The sequence below is a fragment of the Amycolatopsis sp. WAC 01416 genome, from assembly GCF_003947485.1.
Classification (GTDB): Bacteria; Actinomycetota; Actinomycetes; order Mycobacteriales; family Pseudonocardiaceae; genus Amycolatopsis.
This window is the reverse complement of record NZ_QHHX01000011.1, coordinates 82,760-100,080: the sequence shown is the minus strand read 5'-3', so window position 1 is coordinate 100,080 and position 17,321 is coordinate 82,760. Positions and strand designations below refer to the sequence as shown.

General features: G+C 68.2%; 11 protein-coding genes. 2 read left to right on the top strand and 9 right to left on the bottom strand.

Annotated elements, in window-relative coordinates; genetic code table 11:
* Positions 1-9 precede the first annotated feature (9 nt).
* The 8 genes from DL990_RS33410 to eccD form a co-directional block, all read right to left on the bottom strand.
* The gene (locus DL990_RS33410) at positions 10-1,995 is read right to left on the bottom strand and encodes a hypothetical protein (protein ID WP_125801096.1); all 1,986 of its coding nucleotides are present in this window, start codon (positions 1,993-1,995) and stop codon (positions 10-12) included.
* 6 nt (positions 1,996-2,001) lie between these two features.
* The gene (locus DL990_RS33405; protein ID WP_125787281.1) at positions 2,002-2,376 is read right to left on the bottom strand and encodes a YbaB/EbfC family nucleoid-associated protein; all 375 of its coding nucleotides are present in this window, start codon (positions 2,374-2,376) and stop codon (positions 2,002-2,004) included.
* The gene (locus DL990_RS41345) at positions 2,351-4,474 is read right to left on the bottom strand and encodes a hypothetical protein (protein ID WP_158632680.1); all 2,124 of its coding nucleotides are present in this window, start codon (positions 4,472-4,474) and stop codon (positions 2,351-2,353) included. Before DL990_RS41345 ends, DL990_RS33405 begins: the two co-directional genes overlap by 26 nt.
* Before the next feature lie 5 nt (positions 4,475-4,479).
* A complete protein-coding gene (locus DL990_RS33395) occupies positions 4,480-4,914 on the bottom strand; it encodes a hypothetical protein (protein ID WP_125787228.1) in 435 nt (144 codons plus the stop codon).
* Between the two features lie 33 nt (positions 4,915-4,947).
* Positions 4,948-5,247 (bottom strand): WXG100 family type VII secretion target, encoded by a 300-nt coding sequence (locus DL990_RS33390; protein ID WP_125787229.1) that lies wholly within the window; start codon positions 5,245-5,247, stop codon positions 4,948-4,950.
* Positions 5,248-5,280: 33 nt separating this feature from the next.
* Positions 5,281-5,619: a WXG100 family type VII secretion target gene (locus DL990_RS33385; protein ID WP_125787230.1), complete on the bottom strand. Its 339-nt coding sequence runs from the start codon at positions 5,617-5,619 to the stop codon at positions 5,281-5,283.
* Between the two features lie 133 nt (positions 5,620-5,752).
* Complete coding sequence (gene eccB / locus DL990_RS33380; protein WP_125801095.1) at positions 5,753-7,159, bottom strand: type VII secretion protein EccB; 1,407 nt, start codon at positions 7,157-7,159, stop codon at positions 5,753-5,755.
* 5 nt (positions 7,160-7,164) lie between these two features.
* Positions 7,165-8,541, bottom strand: a complete 1,377-nt coding sequence (gene eccD, locus DL990_RS33375) for a type VII secretion integral membrane protein EccD (protein ID WP_125801094.1) — start codon at positions 8,539-8,541, stop codon at positions 7,165-7,167.
* A gap of 122 nt (positions 8,542-8,663) precedes the next feature.
* On the opposite strand from eccD, the gene eccCa reads away from it, so the two are divergent.
* Positions 8,664-12,638 (top strand): type VII secretion protein EccCa, encoded by a 3,975-nt coding sequence (eccCa, locus tag DL990_RS33370; RefSeq protein WP_233620653.1) that lies wholly within the window; start codon positions 8,664-8,666, stop codon positions 12,636-12,638.
* A gap of 89 nt (positions 12,639-12,727) precedes the next feature.
* Here eccCa and DL990_RS33365 read toward each other — a convergent pair whose 3' ends face one another.
* Positions 12,728-13,825: a S8 family serine peptidase gene (locus DL990_RS33365; protein WP_233620652.1), complete on the bottom strand. Its 1,098-nt coding sequence runs from the start codon at positions 13,823-13,825 to the stop codon at positions 12,728-12,730.
* 171 nt (positions 13,826-13,996) lie between these two features.
* Between DL990_RS33365 and DL990_RS33360 the strand changes: the two genes are divergently transcribed.
* Positions 13,997-17,293, top strand: a complete 3,297-nt coding sequence (locus DL990_RS33360; protein WP_125801093.1) for a right-handed parallel beta-helix repeat-containing protein — start codon at positions 13,997-13,999, stop codon at positions 17,291-17,293.
* The last annotated feature ends 28 nt before the right edge of the window (positions 17,294-17,321 follow it).

Genomic DNA, 17,321 nt, shown 5'->3' with positions numbered 1-17,321 from the left:
GTCTCGTCCTCATCCCGTGGTATTGCCGGTGCCTTGACCGGTGGCGGAGTTGCCGTCACCGAGTCCGAGCGTGTAGTCGTGTTGCGGATTCGAACTCAGCTGAGTACTACCCGGGCCGCGGGTCCGGCGCCTACGCCTGCCGAGCACGCCCGGCGCGACCGTCGGGTCGGTGCCCCAGGTCTTTTCGTCCTCGGCGATCCAGGTATCCCGGTCGCGTTCGCCCTTGCCCCCTCCGGCGCCGCCCGCCCCGCCCGCCGAAGGCGGATAGAACGGCACCCCGCTCCCGCTGCCGGTTCCCGCCGCCCCTTTGGGACCACCGAGCGTCGGCGGCCCCGTGGCAGGCGTACTCGCCGGCTTCCCGCCCTGCGTTGGGGCGAGCGACGACACGTCCGACGACACCCCGATCCGGCCGCCACCGAGCGAGCCCAGTCCACTGTGGAAGTTGGCCTGCGGATCGAACTTCGACATGGTCATGGGCATCGTGTCGGGCGCACGCAGCGGTGGAAGCGGCGGCGGGGTACGCCGCAACGACTTGAGGTACCGCTCCATCGGCGAATCCCCGGCGTTGCTGGAAACGGTCGTACCCGGCGGCGGGTATGCCTTGCGCAGCCGGTCTTTCTGCTCGAGGTTTCCGGTGCCCCTCGGTCCGACGATCTCGCCGTTCCCGTTCACCCGGGAGCCCGGCGGGACGATGATCGGCCTGCCATCGGACCCCAGAACGGGTTTGCCGTCAGGGCCGATGACGACGCCGTCCCTGCCGACATAGGAACCGGTGGGCACTTTCAGGAACGTGTTCCCCCCGCCGACCTGCGTGATCGGCGGGGGGAACTTGGCGCCGGGGCCGCCGACCTGGGTGAACGGCGGCGGCGGTGGCGGACCCGAGGACGTGGTGGTGGTGACCGGGCCCTTGTCCTCGGTCGAACCGTCTCCCCCGCCAGGACCGGGGCCGTCGCCTCCGGGGCCGGCCCCACCCTCGTCGGGACCGCCGGTGCCTCCCGAAAGGTTGAGATGAACCGGGGTCCGGATCGACGGCAGGTACGGGAGGGTCTGCCGGTAGGTCAAGTCGAGGAACCAAGCCACGGAGGCCCCGTGGGCGTCCACGACCTTCAGGTGTTCCTTCCAGACGTGTTGCGCCGCCTCCTCCAGCTTTTCGCGCGGAGCACCATTGCTTTCGTCCAGTGTTCCGCCGAGATAGGTGCTCGTCGGCCAGCCGTCCTTCTCCCTGGTGTATTTGGGGGGAAAGTGACTCGCGAAATCCGCGACCAGTTCGGGTGCCTGCCAGATCGCGCGCACCACGCCTTGCGGGGTGGACAACTCCGATCCTGGCGCGGTGACCGAGAACCCCAGGCCGGTGTCGTACTTGAAGACTTCGCCGCCCTGCCACCGCGCGCGTCCCTCATCGAGCACTTCGCCGGTGCGCTTCAGCAAGCCGCCGACCAGCCGGAGCGCCTCCCAGGACGTGCGGTCCTTGGTCATCTGGGCGACGAGGTCATCGCATTTGTTGGCGAGTTCGTCCAGCACGTTCCAGAACGCACCCGCACCGGTGCCCTGGAAGTCGTCGCCGCGGTGGCCGGTCTTGTTCCGCCAGGTTTCCAGCGGGGTGACCTGCGCGGTCAGCCAGTTCGCCATCCCGCCCAAGGTGGTCGCCGCCAGCTCGAAGGTGGAATGCCTGGCGACGTCGTTCACATCCTCCTTCAGGGAGTCGACGACCTTGTTGCCATTGGCGAAGTAGGTCGCCGCCGCCCCTTCCAATTCCGTGCTCGCGTCGGCGACGGCGTACCAGGACGTGAAGAACGTCATGCCTTCCGCGTGGATCATATTCGTCGGCACCTTGTTGCTGGGGCCGCGAAGGTGGGTATAGACGCGCCACGTCAACCAGGGCACGCCAAGGACGGTCGAACGCTGCGGCACAACGGGGAAGGTGGGGTCGAGGGTGAAGATGTTGAGCGCCTCTTCCCACACCCATTTCGTCGTGTCCGGTCCACCCAGCGCCACGGAAGATCAGTCCTTTCCCCTGCCGAAGACGTCCGAAGGCGCCTCTTTCCACAGAGCCGAGAACGCCTTGTCGACCTCGGTGTTGCCCGTCATGGCCGCACGGAGGTCGTCGCGCTGATCCATGAGCGGACCGAAGACCTCGACAGCGTTGTCCGCCATCTCCTGGCGGGCGCGTTCGAGCACGTCGAGCAGTGTCCGAGCCAGTTGCTCCGGCGGCATGGACCGGTACTTCGTGGTGTTGAACTTGATGCCCACCACGGAGTTCTGCGAATCCATGGTCACCGTGACCATCCGGTCGGCCGAGGTCGCCGAAGACGTCCGGGAAGCGAGATCGGCCTTCGCCGCCTCGATCCGGTCACGCTGATCCCTCAGCGTGGCCATGGTTTGGTGAAGTTGCTCCTCCAGCCAGTCGGCCATCGTTTCCTCCCTGTCCGTAGTTGCGTGGACCGCCGGCACCTCGTCCCGCTGCCCGGTTTCCGCGCCTGCGGCCACCCAGTACCGAAGGCGGCAGCTTCGGATCGGTGCCCCAGGTCTCCGCGTCCTCGGTCAGCCAGGTGGTCCGGTCGCGTTCACCCTTGTTCTGGTCTCCGCCCGCACCGCCACCCATGCCGCCCGCGGTCGGTGGGTAGAACGGGACGCCGCCCATTCCGTTCTGCTGATTCCCGTTCCCCTGCTGGTTCTTGATCAGCGACGGGCCGCCCTCGGTCGTCACCGGTTTTTCCGGCGGCGCGGGCGCCTCAAGCCCGCCGGTCGAACCGGTCGAACCGAGGCCGCCCGGCGAACCGATGGACCCCAACGACGAATTCGAGACCGAAGATCCCTTGTAAAGGCCCGGGGATTCGCTGGACGACAACGACACCGAAGGCGAATGCGACCCGAGTAACGTCGGCATCGACGGGGTGCCGTCTCCGCGCAAGGACTTCAGGTACTTGTCCAGCTCCGACTGCTGCGACTCGTCCTTCTTGACCGGCTCCGGCCGGGCCAACCGGTCCTTCTCCGCGAGCTTGTCGCCCTTCGGGCCGATGATGTTGCCGTCGGGACCGATCCGGGATCCGGGCGGCACGACGATCTGGCGCCCGAGCTGGTCGAGCAGGGGCTTCTTGTCGGGGCCGAGCACGACACCGCCCGGGCCGATGGTCGAGCCGGTCGGCACCTTCAGTTTGTCGTCCGGCTTCGGCGGGGCGGGCGGCGGCTTGGGCCCCGGCGGAGGAGTCGGTGGAGGCGGCCCGCCGTTGAGCCCCTTGTCCTTGTTGTCCTTGTCGTCTTTGGAATCCTTGGAGTTCTTGTTGTCCTTGGTGAGATCCGGGACCTTCGGCGGCCCGTCCTTGGGCCCGGGCGGCTTGGGTCCGCCCTTCCCCGGCCCCGGCGGAGGAGGCGGCGGGGCCGGCCCCTGCGAGCCTGGCGGAGGCGGCGGGGGCGCCTTGTGGAGATTGAGCCGATGTGGCTCCCTGATCTGCGGCAGGAGCGACCTGGCGATGTCATAGCCCTTGGGGAGTTCCGCGAGCACGGCCTTGGCCGCGACATCGAGGGTGGCCTCGAGATGGTCGGTCCACAGATCCCGCGCCGCGGACATGATCCCTTCCCAGAACGCGGGGTTTCTGGCGTCCGCACCGATCAGTTTACTTGTCGGGTAGGCCTCGGTCACGCGACCGTTGTGCCAGTCGCTTTTGTTCGACTCGAGATCGTTTTTGAACGCATCGCTGTTCCAGATCGCCTGCAACGCGCCGCCAGGCCAAGCCAGTTTGCAATCCGTATTCTTGATCGTGCCGAAGAGCTTGGTGGGGTATTCGGCACCCGCCTTGGTCATCCATTCGTTATAGCCCGACTGGAGCTTGTTGAAGGCCCACCGAAGACCGGTCTCGGCTTCGTTGATGTCTTTTGTATTCACATCATCAGTGGTGGTTTGGGCGACCTTCAGCCCACTGGAACGCGTTCCCAGCTGCCGTACGAGGTCATTACACCGGAACATGAGATCGTCCAGTACCTCCCGGAACGCCCCGGCGCCGGTCCCCTGGAAGTCGTCACCCTTCTTCCCGACCTTGTCCCGCCAGCCCTTCAAATCCCCGGCGTGGCGTTCGAGCAGGGTTTTGGTCCCGTTCAACGCGTCGAACGCCCTCGTGAACGTCCATGGTTGCCCCAGCGGATTATAGTTGGGATCACCTTGCATGGAGGCGAGAGTTTCTCTCATATTGCCGTAGAACGTATTCATCGCGGGGTCGAACTTCTCATAGTTGGCGCTGGCGACGCCCCAATACTGCATGGAGAACGTCGAACTGCGTGCGACGAAATCCCACCCCTTAGGATTCTTCGAGCCATGCGTGGAGCCCCACACGTCCCATTTGAGCCACGGGAAACCCAGGATGGTCTCCCGGCTGGGCATCTTTTTGGAACCCAGTGAATCGCTTGTGCTGTCGAAGATGTTGAGAACATCTTCCCACGGCGTCTGCGAACTGTTCTTGCCGATGGGGTTGTCGGGCATCGCGATCAGACTCCCGTGCCGCCGTTGCCACCGTTACCGGTAGGAGGCGGCGAGTCGACCCCGAGGATCTCGCCGAGCTGGCTCATGTTGAGTTCGGTGGACAGCTTGATGTTCTCGTTCTCGCCGTTCTCCGCGACCCGCAGCACATCGGAGATGCTTTCGCTCAGCCGGACAAGCCGTTTCTGGATCACGTCGACCTGCGCCCACAACGTGGGCGCGGTACCGGCCTTCCCCTCGTACTTCTCCATCAGCAGCTTGGCGGGCTCCCATGCTTCGGCGCCTGCCAGCAGCCGTCGTTTTCCGGTGGGGTTGTTCGCGGCCAACTGTAGTTCCGCGAGGTACTTGTTCTCCTCCAGTTCGGTGACCATTTTCTCCAGCACGCCGGACTGGAAGTCCTTCAGAAAACTGACCGTGATCTTGATGTCGCCGCTGTCAGCCACGCCCCTGCTCCCTTTCCTGAAAGCAACCCGGAATCAGATCTGGAACTTCGCCCCGATGTTCGCGTCGGTGCGCTGGTAGTTCTCGAAGGACATGGACAGCGTCTGGTGCCCCTTGGTGAACCGGCTTTCCATGGCCTTCGTCGTGGCGTGCCACCGGCGCTGCAGATCCGTGTAGGACGTGGCGCCCTGGCCGATCCAGCTATCGGTCATCGGCTTGATGGACTGCTCCAGGTCGAGCAGTGCGGAGTCGATCTGCTTGCTCAACGCGACCATCCGCTCGGCAAGGTGCGGAACATTGCCGCTGACCGCGAAACCGTCATAGGAAGTACTCATGATCGTTTCCTTTCTGAATCGGGAATTAAGTGGTCAGGACAGTTCTTTGAAGATGCGGTTGCCCTCGTTGCCGCCGAACGCCGTCATCGCGGTCAGGTTGATGTCGTCTTCGGAGACGTTCATGGTCTTGTCACTTTCGTTGACCAGGTCCTTGATCTCCGTGAGCATCTTGAGCACCTGGAGGTAATCCGTCTCCCACAGCTCCAGCTGGTTGAGGAAGGTCTGGGAAGCCGCGCCCTGCCAGCCGGACCTCAGGTCGCTGCGGACCGAGGTCACTCCCGAGTGGATGACCTTGCACGTGGATTCGCATTCTTCGATGGCCGCGAGGCCACCCTTCATCCCGCTGTCGGACTTCTGGAAATTCGTGCTCATCGGTCGCTCGCCCTTCCTCGCGGTGTCGCGGACTTCACCATCCGCCATGACGCTCCATGGCAAGGACACCAAGCCCTGGACCCGCAGACCATGCGGAACCACCGGCAGAAGTTGCCGGCCCCGGTTCCTCCGGTCAGGAACCGCAGGTGGCGGCCTCGGGCAGCACCGTTCCCCCGTCGCGCAGGATCGCCGGATCCAGCGCGGCGCCGGTCGGCACCAGGTTCAACAGGGTGGTGGGCAACCCGTTCGAGGCGGCCGACTCGAAACCGAGTGCCTTCACGCCCGCTGGGGGAACCGGATATTTCACCCCGGTGTCGGTCACCAGGAAGAGGGCGTCACCGGCCCGTCCCGACGCGGCCGAGGCCCTGACGAGAGCACCTCCCCCGGGTCGCACCGCGATCCGGTCGACCCGGGAACAGGGCGCCGCGATACCGGGCTGACTCACCGGCACCTGTCCCTGCCGGGTGAACCTGTCGGCCACCGCCACCTGCGTACGCGGCGTGTCGCCGTCCGGGGTGACGAGGGCACAGAGTCCTTGTCCACTGTGGAGTGTCGTCGCCTTCGGCGGATTCGCGGGCGGCGGCTGCTCGACCGAGGCCAGCCGCTCGCTGACCACCCGTCCCGGCAGCGGGGTCACCGTGATCTCCCCGCCGCCGTACGCGGCCCGGCGGATCTCCGGATCGGCGGTCAGCAACCGGTTGTCCAATTCGGACAGCGGCGTGAGGCCGGCCTTCGTGAGCACGTAATGCCGCGCGGGTTCCCCCGAAACGGTGTACAGCCTGCCGATCCGCGATTCCGCTCCGCCGAGGGTGGGTCCGGCGTCGCCGAGTCCCTCGATCGCGGGCGGCCCGAAATCCGGGCCCGCGGGCAACGCGTCCAGCAACGCGGTCGGCACCTTGACCGACTGGAGCACCCCGTCCACCGCGTCGAGCGCGCCGCGATCGGTCACCGCCCGATGCCGTTTTCCCTTCCACAGCAGGAAGGTCGTCCCGTCCGGGGTGACCGCGACGACCGCGGCGTCGTCCCCGAGGGGGTTCGCTGTCGCGCCGCCGACACGCAAGGCCGTCGGACCGGCCTGATCGCGATCCACAGCGGTGCAGACCTCCCACGGATCGTTGGCGAGTGCGGGGAGCGCGTCCGGCGCGCCGATGATCCCCAGTGGCTCACCGCGCGGCACCTCTTTCAGCGAGGCCTCGGAGACGTGTTTGACCGCGAGCTGGTTCCCGGCGACCAGTTTGGCCGAGGCATAGTTCAGTACCGGCAGCAGTTTGCCGCCCGCGTAGAGGAACCGCGCCCCCGAAGAGTCGGCGACGACCAGCGCGCCCTCCACCCGCCAGGATTTGTTCCCGCCCGGTGAGACGAGGCCGAACACCAGCATGCCGAGGCAGGCGAGGACGGCGATCAGCACGCCGATGACACTGCCCCGGTACGTCCGGTTCAGCGGGCTTTCCGGCGCGTCCGGATCGACACGCAGCAAAGCCGACGACAGCCTGCCCAGCATGAACTTGTGTGCCTGTACCTGATCGGTTTTGGCGTTCATCTCCCTCAGCCCCCGAATCCGCGCATGAACGCGAACACGCCGAGCAGCCACAACGCGAGCGGCAGCAGCGAAACCGCGGCGAGGGTCTCCGCGACGTCCGCGAGCCTGCCCCACTGCGGCAGCAGCCTGCGACCTGGCAGCGTCCAGCGCGCCACCAGCACCACGGCGGCCAGCGCGAACACCCCCGCCACCATCGGCAACGGGGTGGCCGAATCCAGCTGTGAAGCCAGCAACAGCCGCAGTACGCCGTACACCCCCGGCACGATCACCGAGAGCCGCTGCCACACACTTCCCAGCGCGCGGCCGTGCACCAGCAGCAACGCGCTCAGCATGGCGGCGAAGGTGACGGCCTGCCACGACGGGTCGCGGACCACGAATTCGAGTGTGACCAGGCAGGCCATCCCGATCGCGGCGAACAACGCGGTCACGAAGGCGTCCGCGATCAGGCCCTTGCCGACGACCTCGTCACCGGGATGCGGATCGAGTTCCTCCTGCAGTTCCTGGGCGGTGGTGGGCAACCCCGGCAGCCGCAGCCCGGACAGCCGGAAGGCGATCCTCGGCACGAAGGCGCCGAGCAGGACGGCGATCACCGCGATGATCGTCGCCGAGGCGGACGCGCCGCCGTCGCCACCGAGCATCATCACCAGACCACCGGTCGCGCACAGCAGCCCGAACGTGGCGACCGAGATGAACACCGGCGCGAAACCCGCCACCGCCGCCATCCCGAGTGCGGCGGCTCCCGCACCCGCGACGCAGGCGGCCAGCAGCCGCGCGCCGGTCAGTACCGGACCTTCGGGTCCGTGAGGGATGAGCGAACCGGCCAGTCCGACGAACGGGACCGCGGCCAGCGCCAGTGACAGCGCCGCTGCGCTGTCACCGAGCGCGCGGGCGGCCGTGGCGGCGCACACCAGCAGGAAGAAGGCCGCCACCCCGGCGGACAACAAGGTCGGCCACGCGGCGGGCGCGGTCACCAGCAGCCAGAACCCGAGCGCCACGGCGGCCAGCACACTGCCGAGCATCGTCCACCGGGTGGCCCCCGGGCTCCAGGAGTCCGGCCGGGCGCGGGCCTCGGTGGACAGGCCGTCGATGATGTCGTCGAAATGGACGGCGGGCAGCTGTTCACGACGCTGCCGCAGGTGCAGGGTCTCGCCGTCACGCAGTTTGAGTACGTCGACCGTGGACTCCTGGTCCAGCGGTGGGTCGCCGAGCCGTTGCAGGATCCAGCCGTCGTGGTCCACCCCCTCTTCGGCCAGATCCTGACCCGCGTGGCCGAGGATCGTCGGCATCAGGTCGATCAACGGGATATCCACCGGGACGGCCAGTGCGAAACTGGCCGCCGGGGCACGGACACGGAGCTTGCACAGCCCTGAAGTGGTCGCCATGGCACACGCCTTCGATCGGGCGACCGACGCGCGGCATCGTGAGTGAACCGTCGCGTGGTCGGATTTCGTCACCTCTAGTGGAGCCGCCACCACAGCGCGTCCGAGAGGGAAGGAATCCGGCCTTGAGTGTAATCACATTCCGCAAGGGGACGCGACGGCCAGGACCGGAAATGCCCGAGGGCGAGCTGAGCATCCAGGAACCGCCCACGCTGCCCGAAGTCCAGCGCAGCGCCGGCGCGGTCATGATGTACCTGCCGATGGCGTTGTCGTCGACGGCGACCGTGCTGCTGTTCGTCCGCCCCGGTGAGAACGGCGCGTTCAGCTATCTGGCCGCCGGGCTGATGACGGTGTCCTCGATGGCCATGCTGGTCGGCCAACTGGGCCGCAGCGCTGGGGAACGCAAACAGAAACTCAACGACGCCCGGCGCGACTACCTCCGCTACCTCGCCCAGTCCCGCCGCAAGGTCAGGGAGGTGGTGACCAGCCAACGGGAAGCACTGGCCTGGCGGCATCCCGACCCGACCTCGCTGTGGTCGCTGCCCGGTACGACGCGGATGTGGGAACGGGACGCCCAAGACGACGACTTCGGCGAGATCCGCGTCGCGCGGGGACCGCAGCGGCTCGCGTGGCGGCTGAACCCGTTGTCCACCAAGCCTGTCGACGACCTGGAACCGCTGTCCGCGCACGCGCTCCGCCGGTTCATCCACGCTTACGGCACCGTGACCGACCAGCCGGTCGCGGTGTTCTTGCCGTCGTTCGCCAGGATCCTGGTGCAGGCCACCGCCGAAGAGGGCGAGCGGATCCGGGCGCTCGCCCGGTCGATGATCGCGCATATCGCGGTCTTCCACTCCCCCGCGGAACTGCGGATCGTCGTGCTCGCCGCGCCGGAACGCCGGGCGTCCTGGGAATGGGTGAAATGGCTGCCGCACAACCTCCACCCCAGCGAAACGGACGGCGCGGGGGAAGCCCGGCTGGTGGTGGAGTCCATCGCGGAACTGGAAACCGCGATGGGCGACGAATTCGCCACCCGGCCCGGATTCGATCCGGATGCCCTGCCCGACCTCCACGAGCCTTGCGTGATGCTGTTCGTGGACGGGGTCACCATGCCGCCCACGAACCGGCTCGCCGGTGACGGTTACCGCAACACGACGGTCGTGGACCTCTCTTCGGCACTGTCCGTTCAGGACGACCCGCTGACCCTGCGACTCCGGCTCGGGGACGGGATGCTGAAGCTGATCACGGTCGATCAGCACAACAAGGAGGTCGCCGGCGACCTCGGCCGTCCGGACGGGATCGGCCTCAACACGGCGACGGCGCTGGCGATGCGGCTGGCGCCCTACCGGGTCGGCGCGCGGCAGAAGTCGGCTGAACCGATGGCCGCGAACTTCGATCTGACGGCCATGCTGGGCATCACCGACATCCAGACCTACGACGTGGCGGCGGGCTGGGCGGCGAAACGTCCCGGCGGCAGGCTCCGGGTGCCACTCGGCGTCGGCCCGACCGGCACCACCGTCGATCTCGACATCAAGGAATCCGCCCAGTCCGGGATGGGCCCGCACGGCATGCTGATCGGTGCGACCGGTTCCGGGAAGTCGGAGCTGCTGCGCACCCTCGTACTGGCGCTCGCCCTCACGCATTCGTCGGAGGTCCTGAACTTCGTACTGGTGGACTTCAAGGGTGGCGCGACATTCCTCGGCTTGGACGGGCTGCCGCATACCTCGGCGGTGATCACGAACCTCGCCGACGAGGCCGCGCTGGTCGGCCGGATGCGCGAGGCGCTCAACGGGGAACTGGTGCGGCGCCAGGAACTTCTGCGCAAGGCGGGCAACTACAGCTCCGCGCTGGACTACGAACGGGCGCGGGCGAACGGGACTCCGCTCGATCCGCTGCCCACCCTCTTCCTAGTGGTGGACGAGTTCAGCGAACTGCTGTCGGCGCACCGCGACTTCATGGACCTGTTCATCATGATCGGGCGGCTCGGGCGGTCGCTGGGCGTCCACCTGCTGCTCGCCTCGCAGCGGCTCGACGAAAGCCGGATCCACCAGCTGGAATCGCATCTGTCGTACCGGATCGGCCTGCGCACCTTCTCGGCGATGGAAAGCCGTGGCGTGCTCGGGGTACCGGACGCCTATCAGCTGCCCTCCGATCCGGGGAACGGTTTCCTCAAAAGCGGTACCGCGGCGCTCGACCGGTTCAAGGCGGCCTACGTCTCCGGCCCACACCGCGTGGTGCGCCGGAATGTCGAGCAGGCGGTGGTGGCGCAGCAGATCGTCCCGTTCACCTCGAAGTTCGCCGCCCGCACCGAACCGATGCCCGAACCCGAACCGGTGGTGGCCGAACCCGAGCCCGAAGGTTCGGTGCCGAGCCTGCTGGAACTGGCCGTCGACCGGCTCCGCGACGCCGGCCCGCCCGCGCACGAGGTCTGGCTGCCGCCGCTGGACGCGCCCAGTTCCCTCGACGAATTGCTGCCGCCGCTGGTGGAGACCCGTGAACACGGGCTCACCGCGCAGGAATGGTACGGTCGCGGCGGGCTGACCGTCCCGATCGGACTGATCGACCGGCCGTTCGAGCAGTCAAGGGATCCGCTGCTCGTCAACCTGGCGGGCAGCGACGGGCATGTCGCGATCGTCGGCGGACCGCAGAGCGGCAAGAGCACCGCCCTGCGCACCCTCATCACCGCGCTGGCGCTCACCCACACCCCGGCCGAGATCCAGTTCTACTGCCTCGACTTCGGTGGTGGAACGCTGACCAGTTTGCGAAAACTCCCTCATGTCGGAGGTGTTACCGGCCGTCTGGACGTCGAACGGATCCAGCGCACCATCGGCGAAGTCACCACCCTGCTGACGCGCCGGGAGCGGTTCTTCACCGACAACGACATCGATTCGATGGCCACCTACCGGCGCAAGCGGGCCGCGGGGGAATACGCCGACCAGCGGCACGGTGACGTCTTCCTCGTGGTGGACGGCTGGTCCACGATCCGGCAGGACTTCATGGACCTGCTGCCGACGTTCGTCGAACTGGCCTCACGTGGCCTCAACTACGGCATCCACCTGATGATGGCGTCGAGCCGGTGGAGCGAGATCGTCAGCGCCGTCCGCGACCTCGTCGGCACGCAACTCGAACTCCGGCTCGGTGACGCGGTCGATTCGGTGATCAACATGCGCGCGGCGGCGACCGTGCCGAAGATCCCCGGCCGTGGCCTCACCGACAAGGAACTGCATTTTCTCACCGCGCTACCGTCCATCGACGGAGTGGAACGCGACGTCGCCGAACACGTCGAGGCACTGGTGGACCGGATCGCCTCGGCGTGGTCCGGCCCGTCCGCTCCCCCGGTCCGGATGCTGCCGCCGGTACTGGACCGGACCGAACTCCCCGAGCCGGACGCGGATATGCGCCTCGCACTCGGCATGGACGATCAGCGTCTCGAGCCGCTGTGGCACGACTTCGAGGACAACCCGCATCTGATGGTCATCGGCGACGTGGAATCGGGGAAGACGAACCTGCTGCGGCTGGTGATCGACGGCATCACCAAGCGGTACACCCCGCAGGAGGCCCGGATTATCACGGTGGACTATCGCCGCGGTCTGTACGACGCGGTGCCGCAGGAGTACCAGCTGGGCTACGCGGTGTCCGGGGATTCGGTGCACGACATGATCGACGGTGTCGCGCGGGCGGTCCAGACCCGGACGCCCGGCCCGGACATCACCCCGGCGCGCCTGCGGTTGCGTGACTGGTGGACCGGGCCTCAGGTATTCGTGGTGATCGACGACTACGACATGGTGGCGTCGTCGTCGAATTCCCTGTTCCAGCAACTGTTCGACCCGCTGGCCCAGGGCAACGCGCTGGGTCTGCACCTGGTCGTCGCCCGCGGCGCCAACGGGATCGGGCGCGGCGCCAACGATCCGCTGCTCCGGCGGCTCGTCGAGGTCAACACCCCGATGATGCTGCTCTCGTGCCCGCTTTCGGAAGGCATCGTGTTCGGTGAGGTGCGGCCGCGCGTCCTGATCCCCGGGCGGGCGCAGTACGCCACGCGGCGCGGAACGACCATCGTGCAGACGGCCCTCTCGGCCCACGAGGCGGCGCTAGTCACGAAATGACCGGACCCGCCCTTCCGTCGCCGCCCCCCCATCAGCGCCGGAAGGGTTTCCCCGGCGGCTTGCGGCGGGTCCGTGAACCCGAACCGGCGCTAACGACCGGCGCGCCATCCCCGTCGCCGTCCTCGCGGAATCACGAAAGCGGCCGCGCCCAGCAGAGCGACGGCCACCACGACGACGGCCACCACCAGCCAGGCCGCCTGCCTGGCGCTCGCGAGGTCCGACGCCGGCATCACCACCAAAGGCTCACGTCGGGCGGCGGCCGGGCCACCGGCCGTCGCGACCGACGTCAACGCCGCGAGCGGGTCGAGCACGGTCACCCCTGTCTGCGGGTAGGCGGTTTCCCGCAACCGCCGGGTGATGTCGGCCGCCGTCGACTCGGGCCGGTACGACCGGATCAGCGCCGCCGCGGCCGCCACGTGTGCGGCGGCGAACGCGGGTCCGGCACCGACGAACGGGCCACCGCCGGGTCCCTTGCCCACCACGAGATTTCCCGGTGCGGCAAGAGATCCGGGGACGGGTGCGGCCTTGGCGGCCGGTTTCCCGTCCGGGCCGATGGCGGTCACCGCGAGTACGCCGGGGAACGCCGCCGGGTAGTACGGGCCCGGTGGGACGTCGCGCGCGGTGGTCACGTCGCGGCCCGCCGCCGCCACGATCAGCGCGCCCGCCGCGACGGCCCGGTCGACAGCCTGCCGTAGCGCCGGATCCGCCTCGGTGACGGCCGTCGCGACGCAGATGATCCGCGCACCGGCCGCGACCGCACCGTCGAGGGCTCCCGCGATACTGGCCGCGGTCGCCGCGCCTGCCTTGTCCGTACCGCGCACCGCGAGCACCCGCGCCTCGGGTGCGAGCCCGGAAACCTTGGCACCGTCCGCCAGAGGCAAGGCGATCAGGCTCGCGACGACAGTGCCGTGCCCGACACAGTCGGTACCGGCGTCACCGACCGGCTGGATCGGCAGGACCGACCCGTCGACCCCGGTGTCCACCACCGCGACGGTCACGCCTTCACCGGTCGACAGCGCCCAAAGCCGGTCCGCGCCGAGATAAGGCAGCTGCCACGGCACCGAGGGGACCTTCTTGCCCGACGGGGCGGTGCACGGCTGCCCGGCCTTCAACGCCTGCGGGATCTGCGGCAGCTCGGTGTCCTGCGCGGCCGCCAAACCACCGTTCGCCAGAAGGGTGAGTGTCACGCACGCCACGGCCAGAGGTCGCCTCATCGTCCCAGTCCAGCACGCACCGCCGGGGAACGAACAGGAAGAAGGACCGGCAGATTCCCCCATCGGTGAACCCAATCGGGCATCCACTGCGTTGTCCATGGTGGAGCCGAAGGTTCCGCCCGCAGAACGACGAGGGGAGCGCTCGTGTCACGGCACGTGCTCACAGTGGACCGCGATCAGGGGTATCGCACCATTTCGGCAGCGCTGCAGGACGCGCGCAACGGAACGGTGATCTCCGTGCTTCCCGGCCGCTATGACGAATCGCTGGTGGTGACGAAGGTCGTCACCATCGCGGCGAGCGACGCACGCGGCAGTGTCGAGATCGTTTCGCGGCAGGGCAGCGCGCTGCAACTGGCCGCCGAGGCGGTGAAACTCACCGGGCTGGTGCTGCGCGGTCAGCATGAGGAACTGCCCGCGGTCGACATCTCGCGCGGCCAGGCCGCGGTGGAGGACTGCGAGATCATCGGCGCCGCCTGGACCGCCGTGCTGGCCCGCAATTCGGGTTCGCTGGCGATGCGCGGCTGCCGGGTGACCAACCCCGGCGGCGCGGGGATCGTGGTCACCTCGCCCGCTCCCAGCATGATCGAAGACTGCGTCGTCGAACACGTGCAGACCTCCGCCGTGGTGATCGCCGAACGCGGCAACCCGACGGTGCGGGACTGCACCCTTCGGCACGCCAAGGGCAACGGCGTCTGCGCGAACGGCCAGGCCCAGGGCACCATCCAGCATTGCGACATCTCCGCGACCGGACGGCCGGGGATCGCGCTCGAAGAGGACAGCGCGACGAAGGTGCTCGACACCACCGTCCGGGACAGCGCGAGCGGCGTCTTCGTCAGCACCCACTCCTCACCGGTGCTCGAGGAATGCCGGATCACCAACACCACCGGTGACGGGATCACCGTGGCCGACGGCGCCGATCCCGTGCTGCGCCGTTGCCGCACGGCCAAGACCGGCGGTGTCGGCGTGCGGGTCACCGGACGGTCCCGCGGGTCCTTCGAGGACTGCGAGGTGGCCGACGCGACCGGCGCGGGTATCCATATCGACGAGGCGAGCGGCCCGTCGTTCAGCCGCACGGTGGTCCGCGGTGGTTCGTCGGTGGGGCTGCTGGTCACCGACGGCGCGACGGCCGAGTTCGACAGGCTGGAGATCCATGACGTCGCGGGCAACGGCGTCCTGGTGGAGGCGGCGGCCAACCCGCTCCTTCGCCGGGCGACGCTGAACGGCTGCCGGGGCAACGGCATCGAGGTCACCGGCAACGGCCGCGGCCGGCTGGAGGACTGCGAGGTCCGCGACGCCGGTCAGGCCGGGCTCAGCATCTCCGAAGGCGGAAGTCCTTATGTCAGCACACTTCGGGTGTTCCAGCCGGGACAGTCCGGGGTGCTGATCGGGCCGGGCGGCGTCGGCTCGCTCCGGGACTGCGAGATCGTCGAGGCCGGTGAGAACGGCGTGTCAGTACGCGACGGCGGAGAGCTGATGCTGTCCCGATCCACGGTCCGGCGCTCCCGGGGCCACGGCGTCCAGGTGGACGCCGGCGCGCGGGCGAAGCTGACGGCCGACGACGTCAGCGGCAATCGCCGGGACGGCGTGCGGATCGAGTCGGCCGACGCGGTGAGCGTCGTGGACTGCACCGCGTCCGACAACACCGGCGGCGGCCTGCGCGTCACCGTGCCCAGCGCCCGGCTGTCGGTGGAAAACCTGACCAGCAACGCCAACGGCACCCCGGATATCGACGGCAGCACCGCGAGCACGGCCGAGGTCGCCGAGACCGACGTGGACCGCACCGCACCGCACCAGGCCGAAGACGACGGCGCGCCGCTCGCGAAACTGGAGGCGCTGGTCGGTCTCAGCGGCGTCAAACATCAGGTGAAGACGCTGGTGAACCTGAACAAGATGGCGCGCAGACGCGAGCAGGCGGGTATGGTCGCGCCGCCGACCAGCAGGCATCTGATCTTCGCCGGGCCGCCCGGTACCGGAAAGACGACCGTCGCCCGGCTCTACGGCAGCATCCTCGCCGAACTGGGAGTGCTGCGCGAAGGCCATCTCGTCGAGGTGGCCAGGGCCGATCTGGTCGCCCAGATCGTCGGCGGCACGGCGATCAAGACCACCGAGACCTTCACCAAGGCACTGGGTGGCGTGCTGTTCATCGACGAGGCGTACACCTTGACGGCGCAGGGTAAGGGCAGCGGACCGGATTTCGGCCGGGAGGCCGTCGACACCCTGGTCAAACTGATGGAAGACCACCGCGACGACCTCGTGGTGGTCGCCGCCGGCTATTCGCAGGAGATGACCGCGTTCCTGCAGTCCAACCCGGGGCTCGCGTCGCGCTTCACGCGGACCATCGAGTTCGAGAACTACGCCAACGACGAACTGGTGACGATCGTCGAGCGGATGTGCACCGCGCACCAGTACCAGGTGCCCGAGGACACCAGGAACGCCCTGTCCGTCCATTTCGGACAGATGGAACGCGGCGACGACTTCGGCAACGGGCGGACCGCGCGCAAGGTGTTCGAGGAGATGGTGGACCAGCAGGCGTTCCGCCTCGCGAGCGAACCGGAGGCGGACGACCAGAGCCTTTCGCTCCTGCTCCCCGCCGACGTACCCGGCGGGGTGGCGGCCGGCGCCCAGCAGGGCGACGACGACGCGCTGACCACGTTGCGGACACGGCTGGATTCGATGATCGGCCTGGCCGGGGTGAAGGATGCGATCAACGACCTGGTGAACCTGATCTCCACCGCCCGGCAACGACGGCAGGCGGGCCTGCCGGTCCCCGCGATCAGCAATCACCTGGTGTTCGCCGGCGCGCCCGGTACCGGCAAGACCACCGTGGCCAGGCTTTACGGCGAACTACTCGCCGCGCTGGGCGTGCTGCGCAAAGGCCATCTGGTCGAGGTCGCGCGCGCCGACCTGGTCGGCCGCTACGTCGGGCACACCGCGCATCTGACCAGGGAGGCGTTCGAAACCGCGCGCGGCGGCGTGCTGTTCATCGACGAGGCCTACGCCCTCACGCCGCAGGGTGCCACGGGCGGCGACTTCGGGCAGGAGGCCGTCGACACCCTGGTCAAACTGATGGAAGACCACCGCGACGACACGGTGGTGATCGTCGCCGGCTACTCGGCGGAGATGCGGATGTTCCTCTCCTCCAACACCGGTCTCGCCTCCCGGTTCTCCCGGCATATCGAGTTCGAGAACTACACGACCGACGATCTCGTCACCATCGTGCACCGGATGGCGACGACGAACGGTTACGAGTGCGCGCCGGAGACCGTCATCGCGCTGCGGAAGCATTTTGCGGCCGTGGAACGCGGCGTATCGTTCGGCAACGCGCGCTACGCCCGGCAGGTGATGGAGATCATGATGACCCGCCAAGCCGGACGGCTCAGCACGACGGGCGCGCCCACCGTCGCCGACCTCCGCCTGCTGTCCCCTGCCGACCTGCCCTGATCCGGTTTCGGCCCCCGGCCCCGGCCCC

Bases quoted from the DNA above. Each gene is read 5' to 3' on its own strand.
- DL990_RS33405 (WP_125787281.1), bottom strand. From the start codon at position 2,376: ATGGCCACGCTGAGGGATCAGCGTGACCGGATCGAGGCGGCGAAGGCC.
- DL990_RS41345 (WP_158632680.1), bottom strand. From the start codon at position 4,474: ATGCCCGACAACCCCATCGGCAAGAACAGTTCGCAGACGCCGTGGGAA.
- DL990_RS33390 (WP_125787229.1), bottom strand. From the start codon at position 5,247: ATGAGTACTTCCTATGACGGTTTCGCGGTCAGCGGCAATGTTCCGCAC.
- DL990_RS33385 (WP_125787230.1), bottom strand. From the start codon at position 5,619: ATGAGCACGAATTTCCAGAAGTCCGACAGCGGGATGAAGGGTGGCCTC.
- eccB (WP_125801095.1), bottom strand. From the start codon at position 7,159: ATGAACGCCAAAACCGATCAGGTACAGGCACACAAGTTCATGCTGGGC.
- eccD (WP_125801094.1), bottom strand. From the start codon at position 8,541: ATGGCGACCACTTCAGGGCTGTGCAAGCTCCGTGTCCGTGCCCCGGCG.